Source organism: Slackia equolifaciens (assembly GCF_003725995.1).
Taxonomy (GTDB): domain Bacteria; phylum Actinomycetota; class Coriobacteriia; order Coriobacteriales; family Eggerthellaceae; genus Slackia; species Slackia equolifaciens.
On sequence record NZ_QIBX01000002.1, the window covers coordinates 213,559 to 225,197 of the forward strand.

Annotated in this window: 10 protein-coding genes; 2 read left to right on the forward strand and 8 right to left on the reverse strand. The window is 58.5% G+C overall.

All coding sequences use genetic code 11. From position 1 onward, the window contains the following. Positions 1-50: 50 nt before the first annotated feature. Positions 51-1,643, reverse strand: a complete 1,593-nt coding sequence (locus DMP06_RS02810; RefSeq protein ID WP_161957799.1) for a molybdopterin-dependent oxidoreductase — start codon at positions 1,641-1,643, stop codon at positions 51-53. Between the two features lie 583 nt (positions 1,644-2,226). Between DMP06_RS02810 and DMP06_RS02820 the strand changes: the two genes are divergently transcribed. Further along, positions 2,227-2,901, forward strand: coding sequence for a DUF3800 domain-containing protein (locus DMP06_RS02820; protein WP_123208220.1), 675 nt, complete (start codon positions 2,227-2,229; stop codon positions 2,899-2,901). 6 nt (positions 2,902-2,907) lie between these two features. On the opposite strand, the gene DMP06_RS02825 is transcribed toward DMP06_RS02820, so the two are convergent. The 3 genes from DMP06_RS02825 to DMP06_RS02835 form a co-directional block, all read right to left on the reverse strand. Then, on the reverse strand, positions 2,908-3,843 hold the full coding sequence (locus DMP06_RS02825; protein WP_123208221.1) for a slipin family protein: 936 nt from the start codon (positions 3,841-3,843) through the stop codon (positions 2,908-2,910). A 138-nt stretch (positions 3,844-3,981) separates the two neighbouring features. After that, on the reverse strand, positions 3,982-4,365 hold the full coding sequence (locus DMP06_RS02830) for a GntR family transcriptional regulator (RefSeq protein ID WP_123208222.1): 384 nt from the start codon (positions 4,363-4,365) through the stop codon (positions 3,982-3,984). Between the two features lie 54 nt (positions 4,366-4,419). Further along, positions 4,420-5,070 (reverse strand): TetR/AcrR family transcriptional regulator, encoded by a 651-nt coding sequence (locus DMP06_RS02835; RefSeq protein ID WP_123208223.1) that lies wholly within the window; start codon positions 5,068-5,070, stop codon positions 4,420-4,422. A 238-nt stretch (positions 5,071-5,308) separates the two neighbouring features. On the opposite strand from DMP06_RS02835, the gene DMP06_RS02840 reads away from it, so the two are divergent. Next, positions 5,309-6,148, forward strand: coding sequence for a DegV family protein (locus DMP06_RS02840; protein WP_123208224.1), 840 nt, complete (start codon positions 5,309-5,311; stop codon positions 6,146-6,148). A gap of 215 nt (positions 6,149-6,363) precedes the next feature. Here DMP06_RS02840 and DMP06_RS02845 read toward each other — a convergent pair whose 3' ends face one another. The 4 genes from DMP06_RS02845 to DMP06_RS02860 all read right to left on the reverse strand — a co-directional run bounded on the left by DMP06_RS02845 (position 6,364) and on the right by DMP06_RS02860 (position 11,166). Continuing rightward, positions 6,364-6,663 (reverse strand): CDP-alcohol phosphatidyltransferase, encoded by a 300-nt coding sequence (locus DMP06_RS02845; protein ID WP_123208225.1) that lies wholly within the window; start codon positions 6,661-6,663, stop codon positions 6,364-6,366. 158 nt (positions 6,664-6,821) lie between these two features. After that, positions 6,822-9,401 (reverse strand): homocysteine S-methyltransferase family protein, encoded by a 2,580-nt coding sequence (locus DMP06_RS02850; RefSeq protein WP_123208226.1) that lies wholly within the window; start codon positions 9,399-9,401, stop codon positions 6,822-6,824. Further along, entirely contained in the window at positions 9,389-10,276 is an 888-nt protein-coding gene (locus DMP06_RS02855) for a vitamin B12 dependent methionine synthase (protein ID WP_245962344.1), read from the reverse strand. Before DMP06_RS02855 ends, DMP06_RS02850 begins: the two co-directional genes overlap by 13 nt. After that, the gene (locus DMP06_RS02860) at positions 10,270-11,166 is read right to left on the reverse strand and encodes a methylenetetrahydrofolate reductase (RefSeq protein ID WP_123208227.1); all 897 of its coding nucleotides are present in this window, start codon (positions 11,164-11,166) and stop codon (positions 10,270-10,272) included. The genes DMP06_RS02855 and DMP06_RS02860 overlap by 7 nt, the downstream gene beginning before the upstream one ends. Between the last annotated feature and the right edge of the window lie 473 nt (positions 11,167-11,639).

Below are 11,639 nucleotides of genomic sequence, written 5' to 3' on the forward strand. Positions count from 1 at the left end.
ATCCTCCAATCGGGGCGCCCAGTTGGCCAGACGCCCCGTAACGGCATCCGTTATTTCGCGTTGAACATAACCTGGTCGGGATACTTGCTCACATGGCCGTCTGCAGTGGTCGCGCGCACACTGAGCACATATGAACCCTCTTCTTCAGGTGTGAACGAGAAGTGCCAGTACACCCATTTCGTCTTGTCGGAATCGGAGGTGTCGAGCTTTTGCCAAGTCGCACCATTATCGAGAGAGAACTCCACCGACACAATCTGCTCGTCATAACCCTGGGCATAGCCCTCAAACTCGTACGCCTCCCCAACAGGAATAATCTGGCCCTCATGGAAATGCGCGATACCAGCATTGGGCTTGTTGAACCAGGTTCCCTCCTCGCTTTCATCGAGCGAATTGGCCTCATCGAGCTGCCAGCCCTCAAACACCGTAACCTCAGAGGGATCAGTATCCACGACTTCGAGCTCAGAAGTCCAGCGAATCGACGAAGGAACCCCTCGCGCCTGATACCAAATACGCACCGGGTAGCCGTCTTCCCAGGAGAGACGTTCACCATTAATCTCGTACACCAGGTAGGCGCCGTTCTCGGCCAAGGTCTCAAGAGTCTCACCACGCGACCATCCATCGGGAGCAGTCGCCATGAGCGCGGTTGCGCCGTCTTGCACGCCGGCTTTGTCAAGCAGCCACGATACCGGAATACCCGTAATCTCGACATTGCTGACCATCTCACCGCCGGGAGCATTCATCACGCACTGCGTGGTCGAAATCAACGTTTCGCTCGGAGCCTCAGCAATCAGCTCAGGAAGCGTCATGGTGAACGGGTTGTCCACCAGACCCGTCACACTAATCTCCCAGTTATTAAAGGTCTCCTCGTCTTCTTCCTTGCCCTGCATGGCATTGTCAACCGCTTCTCGATTGGTGTCGCCCGTATAGAACGTCAAATCAAACATATCATTGGTGGTTTCCTGCTCGTAGGAGATATCGGCAGTGAAACTCTCGCTATCCAGGGATGTAATACCCTGCATGACGCTGTACTTTGCCTCTTCCCACAACATCAAGCCCTGGCCATCCGCCGTAGCGGTATGACAGCTCATGCAATCACCCTTAAAAGAGTCTTTGCTATGAATGCCATGGATAAGCGTTCCAAATTCAAAGTTCTTGGTCACGTAACCGGTACCCACATCGTGGCAAATGCGGCAATCCATAGGCGTCGCATCGGTGCCCATGTTGTTGGTGATGTCGATATGCTCATACGCGATATTGTTCATAACCAAATCGTATAGACCATCGGTGTGACATGAAACGCATCCGCGATTCTCCGCGTTCAGGTAATAGGTGTTGTACGAGTTGGGTTGTTCGCTCAGATGCCAATATGAGAAATCAACATCAGGCACAAGCTGCACCTGAGTGCCATCTTCAAGCGTGCGAACGATCGGCATATTCTCTTCGTGGGTCGCCTGTAACGACGAGTACACATCCTCAAGGCTATTGCGGTCGCCGTACACACCTCCTTGAGGCACTGCGTTTTCCGCAGCAGCATCCGCAGATGAGTCGGCCGCACCCTCTACGTTCGGAACGCATGCGGCTAACCCGAAGGACAGCGCTCCGCAGCAAGCCAGAGTGACCAATACTGTCCGCTTTTTGCGCATTCCTTTCTCCTTCCCTCCTTCCGACGCAGACGACTCCATCGTGTGGAGCCATCGACCTTCGTCGGAGACTACAGGGGGGACGATCAGGCATGTCGCCTCACATCACACAATTTCGGAACGCATCTTACGCCCCGACACATCCCCCTTCTTCGATTCATCATATTATCATAAATCATACTAATTTATGATTCTTATCCTATTATCATATGATTCTTTTTTGAGAATAAAAGAGCGGCCCCGTAGGGCCGCCGATAGTTGCACGAAAGCCGCCTGGCGCATCGACGCAAGAAACCCGTTCATGTCGATCGGATCATCTTGCCGGGCCATTCGCGCCAACGATGAGCTTTGCGCCCGGTACTTCTGCATACTTTCCGATAACGCCTACCTCCGATGAGTTGATATCGTCGTTTTCAATTTGGAAAATGGGCGACTACGCCACACCCATAGATGCATGGAGAAACAAACTTGGCAACGAATGCCATCCCTAAGCACGGAAAACTGTGGTATAAAGACCCTGGAGGCTTCGCAAGAGCTTCTACCGAGTCGCCGGGAGCTACCTCCCGGCATTTTTTATAGGAGGCCCATGCGCGAGCTGAGCATATTCGTAGATGAATCAGGCGGGCAAAGCGGCATATCAAAGTATTGCCTTGTGACCCTCGTATTCCACAACCAGGACGATTCCATTGCAGAACCGGTTCGTGCCTACGAAAAGGCGCTGAGCGATAAAAGCCTTCCCGATATTCCTTTCCACGCATCGCCCCTTATGTATGGAAAGGGCGCATACGGCACGCTATCGCACGAGACTCGCCATCGTCTATTCTCGTCGTTCTTTGTCTTAGTGCGCAAGCTCCCCATATCGTATAAAACCTTTGCCTATCGTCGAAACGAACTAGATACGCCTCAAGCATTTACCGCCAGGCTCAAGCGTGACCTCACGATATTCCTTGTAGACTACCTCGAATACTTCCAGTCGTTTGATCAAATAAAAATCTACTACGACAACGGCCAGCATATGGTCACGGAAGCCCTGCATGGCGCAATAGAGTTCGTTCTGGCTAAAGAAGCAATTCGATATACACGCGCTTCTCCGCTCAATTACCGACTCTTCCAAATTGCCGATTTCCTCTGCACAATTGAGCTTTCCGCCATCAAATTCGAGAAGCACGAAGAAACGGCGAGCGATACCAAGCTGTTCGGCAACAGTAGAATGTTTACGAGAAACTACCTCAGGCTCATAAGGAGAAAAGCGCTCAAGTAGGCGTTATTATTTCGTCAGCTTCTCAAGCCCCTCGAATGCCTCGGAAAGCGAGCTGGGGACCACCACCAGGCCTCCCCTCTCCTTCACGCTTTCTGACACGAAGCTCATAGCGCGCAGCTGTAGCGCCGCATCGGGACGACCATAGGTCTGGGCGGCGTCCACGAACATCTCGGACACTTCCTTTTCGACTTCGGCCAAAATGATACGCGCGTTGTACTCGCGCTCAGCTCGCGCCTCAGCGGAAAGAGCCTCTTGCAAATCCTCGGGAATCTCGATGTCGCGAATTTCAACCGACGCCACTGTGATGCCCCACTCATTGGTCTTACGCTCAAGGATATCGGCCACCTCTTTGTCTATCTGGGTACGCCGCGTGGAAAGCTGCGCGATGCTCACGCCGCCCATCACGTCTCGCAGCGTGGTTTGCGCCACCCAATACACCATGCGGCCGAAGTGATCGACTTCGGTGCATGCCTTTCCAGCATCCCACACCGTCCAAAACAGGACGGCATCGACATCCACCGGCACAAGGTCGCTCGTAAGCACATGCTCAGCCTTAAACGCGGTGGAGCGCATGCGCATGTCAACCGTCGAGGAGGCATATTCAACGAACGGAATCATGAAAACCAGCCCCGGGCCCGCCACGCGATTGAACTTGCCGAACCGCATGACCACGGCGCGTTCCCACTCGAGCACCACATGCATGCAACTGAAAAGCACGATCGCCGCCACTGCACCCACAAGGGCAACGGGCCACGCGCCCGTACACGCGGCAATCACGGCAAACAGGACGAACACCGCCGCAGCTATGACCCAGCGCAGCGCAATCGCGCCAATTCGGCTGGTCACCGGCCGATCGAAACCCTCTTCGCCGTTGATGACCGTCTCTTCCGACACCATGCCTTCGTCGTCGTCAAAATAAGATTTCTCGGTTTTGTCGCTCATCGTGAAACCTCTCGTTTGCACTCTCCCCCAAAGACATACGGGCACATCCGTCGAGCCGCCGCTTCAATCACGCGGCATCTGGCTACAGCGCTCCAAAGCAGACCAGCCTCCAAGGCATCGTTTGACAGCCGAAATGCATCAGCTTTCCCATCCATCCAAACGCTCTTTCAGGCGCATCATCAAATCGTCCTTGGAAATGTTGCTCTCTTTGGCAACGCGTATCAGCTCGTCGATCACCACGTCAACAGGCGAGCTGGGCAGCTCTATCGATTCGCTTTTCACCTCGGCCACCGTGGTGCGTTTGCCGCGACCGGAATTCACGAGGCCATCCGCCTCGAGGTCCTGGTACACCTTATGCACCGTGTTGTAGTTGACGCCCAGCTTCACGGCCAGTTCGCGCACCGTAGGCAGAACATCACCCGGTTTGGCCTGCCCGGATTTGATCAGGAAGTAAATGTGGTTGCGGATTTGCACCCATACAGGCACGCCCGATTTCTCATCTATTTTCAGCGAATCAAACACGAGTTGCGCAGCCCCATTCCATAAATCCTACGCGCGTATGATACCACAGCCGTCTTATATCGCTGCCACGGCGCCTTCCACCATACGATGGAACAAGCCCGCCATCTCTTCGGGCGACTCCTTCATGCCCTCTTCGAGCCACGCCACAAAAACGCTGAATGCGGCGCCCGAGTAGAACGGCAGGCAATAGCGGCGGATATCGTCATAGGGCATATCACCCGCCACATCCTCGATAAACTCCGAGAACATGCTCAGGTACAGTGCCGTGAACCCCGCCCTATGCAGCGTCAACAGCGCCGCGCGATACGCTCGAAAATAGCGAAACATGCGCAGAATGCTCTCGTATTCGAGCACGCTGCGGTTTTCTCCCACGGTCTTCTGACGAAAGTCGTCGATGATGATGGCGCCCGCCGAAGCGATGACGTCTTCCTTGGAAGAGAAATTGCGGTAGTACGACGCCCGCGCCACGCCTGCCCGCGCCACGATATCGCTCACCGTGATATCGGAGAAATGCTTCTCGTTCATCAGACGCAGCAGCGCACGGATAATGCGCCGCTTGGTGCGCTCGTTGGCGAGCACGCGCTTATTGCGCGGCTTCGAAGTCGCGCCCGAAACGTCCGCGTGCACGATGCCCCTGCGCTCATCGGATTTCCCCTTCGATCCGGAGCCCACCTCAGACGCCTCGCCTTTGATCGATTTCCCCACCGCGCCTTCCTTTCCTGCAATGCCCCGCTACAACGCGAGACATTAAGCACGCAACTGTATCACGTAGCATCATTGACGCGCTCGATGCCGTTGCTAAGATAGTATATGAGACATTTTGTATCATATAGGATACTGTCCGATTTTTTTCTGCGAGGCCATGTCGCCTTGAGAGAAATCGGACGGAATTGGCGCAATAGCCGCGCGGAACCGTAGCGTTCACCCGCGCAGAGGAGATGACATGGTCATAGTAACCGACACGGCATCGGATATTCTTGAAAGCGAGGCCCGGGAGCTTGACGTGCGCCTGGCGGCGTTCGACATATCGTTTGGCGAGGAGCACTGCAGCCGAAACACCCCGCAGGACCTGGCACGGTTTTACAATCTGCTCACCACGAGCGAGGTATTTCCCAAAACCAGCCAGCCCTCCCCCGAAAGCTACCTGGAATACATCCACGAAGGGCAAGAGCGCGGCGAAGACGTGCTGATCATTGCGCTTACGTCCACCATCTCGGGCTCGGTGGAGTCGGCACGGCTGGCGGCGAAGCTTTCGGGATATGACCGCGTGGCCGTCGTCGATTCTCGCCAAGCTATCGTGAGCGAGCGCATGGTAGTGGAGTACGCATGCCACCTGCGAAACGAGGCAAAAACGCTCGAGGAGACGGTTGCCGCCATCAAGGATTTCAGCGAGCGCATCCAGATCAGTGGCATTCTTGACACCCTCACCTATCTGCAGAAAGGCGGGCGCATTCCTGCGTCGCTCGCACGCATCGGAAACCTGCTCAAAATCAAGCCCCTTGTGGCCGTGGAAGACGGCGTGCTCATGAGCCCCACTGCCGCACGCGGAACCAACGCGGCGAAAAAGGCCATCTGGAAGCGCCTTGACCCGGAGCATCTGGACACATCGTGGCCCATCTACTTCGTCTATGCCGACCGCCGCGATCTAGCTGAGAAATTCGCCGCAGAGACCGTCGAAAAGTTTGAGCTCGACCCTCAGAACACGCGCATTTGCCAAATAAGCGGCACTGTCGGCGCCCACCTTGGCCCCGGCTGCTTTGGCTACGCGTTCTTGACCAAGTAGACGGGGTCCAAAACGATAATCAAAATATAAAAAGCCATTTAACCAGGGCAAAACAGTGAGGCCCGCTCTTGTGCCGAAGATTCGTGGGTTCTCGGAGGCGCCGCATATTGCGATACGAAAGCCTGCGAGAACGCGCGAAGATTCGGTGCGAGAGCGGGCCATAACGTCGCAGCGCCTCATAAAGCAGTTACGCCGGCGGAAAGCCGGCGTAACGATTAATCTTCCTGAATGCTCTTATAGAACTTGGCATCGCCGTAGACATCCTCCACGGACTTGCCGTCCAGCCACTTCAGAGCCATGAACTCGCTCAGCGTGGGAACGAGGTCGGAGCAATCGGTGAAGTGCCCCTTGTCGTTCATCACAGCGCAATCCTGCGCACGCCAATACCCATCGGTGTGGGTAAGATAGAACGTCTTGCCTTCGACTTCCATGAACACGCGCGTATGCGCACGGAGGTAATTGGAGAGCTCGTCGAAATCCGCTATTCCAAGCGTCTCCTCAGCCTGCAGTCCCATGGCGTCTCCTCTCATTGAGGGCATTGGCGAATGGATTCGCGCGCCCTTTTCTCGGTTGCCCTACGACGCCCAAGCGCCGCTTCCTAACGATGAGCCTATCTTACTATAGAAAAGGCCGTCGTGCGCTTCGCTTTTAGGTTTTCTCGGAGACAGCAGCCCTACTCCTCGCCGAACACCTTCGCGCATAGCTTGGCCGACTCGGCGGCATCTTTGGCGTAGTAATCGGCGCCAACCATCTGCGCGTACTCAGGCGTGAGCACGGCGCCGCCCACAAACACCTTTACGTCGGGCGCCTGCTCGCGCAGCAGGCGGATGGTCTCCTCCATGCCGCGCACCGTCGTGGTCATAAGGGCGGAAAGGCCCACCAGCTTAAGACCGCGCTCGCGCACGCAATCCACCACCGCCTGCGGATCAACGTCGCGACCGAGGTCGTACACCTTGTAGCCGTAGTTTTCGAGCAGCATGCGCACGATGTTCTTGCCGATGTCGTGAATGTCGCCCTTGACGGTGGCCAAGGCCAGTTCGCCCTTGGAGGCAGTGGCGTCGGCCGGTGCGGCCTCGCGAATCACGTCGAAGCCCGCCTTTGCCGCCTCGGCGGAAGCCATAAGCTGCGGCAAGAAGAACGTCCCCCGCTCGAATTTGATGCCCACTTCATCGAGCGCGGGGATAAGCATGGCATCGATGATATCCATGGGGTCGCGCGTTGCCAGAAGCTCGCGCACCGCATCCGCCGCCTGCGCGCGGCGTCCCGACACGATGCAGTGGCGCAGTCGGGATTCGGGGTCGGCGCACGCCCCTTCCGCTTCCGCACCTGGCGCAGATGCGGAAGCACCCGTGGCCGCGGCGCCCGTCTTCGCGCTCTCCATCGCAACCGACGCGCCCGCCGGAGCCGATGATGGGCTCAGCGTGCGCCCGGCGTATTCCTCCACGTAGTGACGGGCACCCTCGTCTTGCCCGCACAGCACGCGCCAAGAATCGACCGCCTCGCGATAGCGCGCCGAATTGGGATTCAGGATAGGCATATCAAGACCGGCCGCGAACGCCGCGGAAAGAAACGTGGCGTTTACCACCTCGCGAAGCGGCAGCCCAAAGCTCACGTTGGACACGCCGAGCACGGTGCGCACGCCCAGGCGCTCTTTGCACATCGTGATGGCGCGCAGGATCTCGACCACCTCGGATTGGTTGGTCGCCGCAGCCATAACCAGGCAGTCGATAAACACGTCCTCGCGCGGAATGCCGTAGCTTTCGGCCGCGCGCACGATGCGTTCCGCGATAGCAAAACGCTCTTCTGCCGTGGGCGGGATGCCGCCCTCATCAAGCGTAAGGCCCACTACCACGCACCCGTAATGCTTGACCACGGGCAGCACGGCCTCGAGGTTTTCGGCCTTGCCGTTCACGGAGTTCACGATGGGCTTGCCCGCATACACGCGCACGGCAGCCTCAACCGCCGCCGGGTCGGACGAGTCGATCTGCAGCGGGCATCCCGTCACGCCTTGGATGCGTCCCACCAAATCGCGCAGCACGGCGGCCTCGTCGAGCTCGGGCAGGCCGGCGTTCACGTCCAGAATATCGGCGCCCGCCTCCGTTTGGCCGATGGCTTCGTTCAGAATGTAGTCCACGTTGCCGCTGCGAAGCGCCTCCTTGAGGCGTTTCTTGCCCGTGGGGTTAATGCGCTCCCCGATAACGGCAACGTTGCGCCCTTCGAGCACCACGGCACGGTTCGCGCTGGTCACGCCGCACAGGGGCGCAATATTTCGCGGCGCAGGCCGACGCTTTTCCACAAGCGCAGAAAGGCGCTTGATATATGCGGGGCTCGTGCCGCAACAGCCGCCCACGATGCTTGCGCCCGCCTCTATCAACGCGGCGGCATCGTGCGCGTAGCTCTCTGGCGTGATCTCATACACCGTGCGCCCATCGGCCATCTTGGGAAGCCCCGCGTTCGCCTGCACCATGATCGGACATGCTACGGCACCCGCCATCTCGCGCACGATAGGAAGCAGCTCCGCCGGACCGAGCGAACAGTTCACCCCCAGAGCCTGCACGCCCAACGCATGCAGCGTCATGGCGGCGATACGCGGGCTCGTGCCCAAAAACGTTCTACCGTCTTCTTCGAACGTCATGGTGGCGAACACCGGCAAGTCGCAGTTCTCCTTGGCGGCAAGCACTGCCGCCTTCATCTCCAGAAGATCAGCCATCGTCTCGATGAGGATGATGTCGGCCCCCGCATCGCGCGCAGCATGCACCTGCTCGGCGAAAAGCCCATACGCCTCATCGAACGGCATGGTGCCCAGCGGCTCCAAAAGAGCGCCCGTAGGCCCGATATCGGCAGCCGCATAACGCGCCCCCGCCTGGCGAGCACAGGCGATAGCGGCCCCAAACACCTCGGCGACCTGGGCCTCATCGCCTAGCTTGCGCGCATTGGCGCCAAAGGTGTTGGTGGTTATAACCTGGCTTCCCGCCTGCACGTAGGCGCGGTGGATAGCCGTGACCTCATCGGGGTTGGTCAGGCACAAGAGCTCCGGCAGCTCGCCCGCGGCAAGACCCGCCTCCTGCAGCATGGTGCCCATGGCGCCGTCGAAAAGCAGGTACTCCTCGCCCGCCAGCACGCGCCTTAGATAGTCATCTTTCACGCAAAGGCGCGCCGCATCGCGCAGCACGCCGGCTTCATGCAGCGCGTTCGCATCGCACGGAAGACCTTGCGCAAGGCGCTGAGAGAGTGCATCGGTTATAGGTTGCATGGCGTTCCGGCCTTTCTAAGCACGCAGCGTTCGCGCGCCCTGCACGAATCGCAGAAACTTCTATCTTCGCGTCGCGGGGCCTCAAACAGCCCCACCAACGCGGTTACGCTCTTGGACGGGATGACGAAACCGCCCTCGGTAGGCGCCATCCCCATACGTTTGTCGGCCTTGAGCACGCGCACGATCTGCGGCTGCACCGCAAGAGGAAGATCGCCGTAGCCGGGACTGAAGCGCGATCCCGTAGTGAGGCCGCGCAGCTTTGCGTCTTGCAGGATGTGCTCGCTGCACAGGTCGGCCACCGTTTCGACAAGCGCCGAGCCCGCCGCGCTGAAGAGAGTTGCCATGGTGGGGTCGGTCGCAGCAAGGCGACGCGCCTCGCGCTCGTTGGAAAGCCCCAACGTGCACGCCATCGCGACGCATTCCACCGCCCCCTTCAGGTGCTCGAGGATGTCATCGCCCGGAAGCTCAAGGGTGCTTCCTTCGAGGCGCAGCACGGGGTTGCCTTCCGCATCGCAACCGCCTCGCAGGGGAAACGCACGCCACATGAACCGCGGCGAAGACTCCCTCTGGCACAGCGCGGCGGCGTCCTCGATACGAGTCGAGAGCTGCGGATCGATCTCTTGCCCCGCGTAGCCCAGGTAACGCAGCATTTCCGCGCGATCGACCTCGATGAATTCGGAAAGCGCCGCCGGCTCGCTGCCGGAAAGCGCAGATTCGCCGGAAACGGCGTCGTACACGAAAGGCTCATCATCCCGCGATGAGAGGGGCGAATGCCTCATGCCCGTCATGCCACCAGGCGCTCCGAGCGCAAACCGCTTGCCCGCCTCGTCGGACGCGCCGCTCGCATCCCCCACCGAGGACTCCCCCGCTAGCATGGCGCCCCCTCGCGCGCATCGTGCGCAGCGGGGCCGAAGCCCGCCATGCCGAGCGCCTCCACGGCGGCAGCGGCGACATCGGGCTTGTTCATCGTGTACACATGAACGCCGTCCGCGCCTGCCTCGGCCAGACCCACCATCTGCTTGCAGGCATACTCGATGCCGGCGGCACGCAGGCTCTTGGGGTCGTCCTCATAGCGAGCGAGCAGCTTCACCACAGGCGAGGGCAAGCTGGCGCCGCACATGAATACCATGCGCGTGATCTGGGATTTCGACATGAAGGGCATGACCCCGAGCGTTATGGGAACCTCGATACCGGCAAGATGGGCGTGATCCAAGAAGCGTAATGCCGCCTCGTTGTCAAAAAACAGCTGCGAGACAAAAAACTCGGCGCCGGCATCCTGTTTCTGCTTGAGATGCACGATGCTCTCTTCGAAATCGAGGCAATCCACGTGCCCCTCGGGATATGCCGCGGCCCCCACGCAAAAGCCTGCCTCGCGCACCAGCGGAATGAGGTCTTTGGCGAAGCGAAAATCCTCGGCCGATGCCCCCTCCACGCGGTCGCCGCGCAGGGCGAGCACGTTTTGAATGCCGGCGTCTTTCATGGCTCCAAGCGTCTGACGAATGTTCTCCCGCGTAGCATTCATGCAGGTGAGATGCGCCATGGAGGTCAGATTGAATTCGTCGTTGATCATGCGGGCAACGTCGATGGTGCGCCCGCTGTTGCCGCCGCCGCCCGCCGAATACGTGACCGAGACAAACGCAGGGTCAAGCGGCGCCAGGCCGGAAACCACCTCGCGCGCCTCCTCCAGAGGGAGCTCGCCTTTAGGCGGGAAAATCTCGAACGAAACGGGCAGAGATTCGGCCTGAAAGACATCGGCGATATACATAATGGGCTCGCTTTCTTCGCAAAGGGCGTCATTGCATGCAAGTGATTTATTATACCCACGAGCAGCAGAAAATCCGTATGCGAGGGTCACGGGAAACGCAGTTGAAACGAATAGAAATCGCATGATCGCCCGCCGCTATCGCAAGAAAACATAAAGATCGGGTGTCGCAATCCCGTCGATGCGCTCTGCCGTCCGTTTCCTACTTCCTTATTTATGATTTCGCGCAAAAACTTTCGATTTTCTACTGTAAGCCATATCTAACTCGATGGAATTCACCCTTAAGTGTGGTTCTAATTGCTCATTACGCCCCAAATAAATCATTCAGAACATGCCGAAAAGTAGAAAAGGGACCGCGGACGTTTTCTTGTACATCCTACAGCACCGGATAGCCCAGCGCCGCGCGGCGCTCGTCCGGGGTGAGCCACCCGAGCTTCTGGGATATGCGCCCCTCGCGGAACCAGCGCATCCACTCG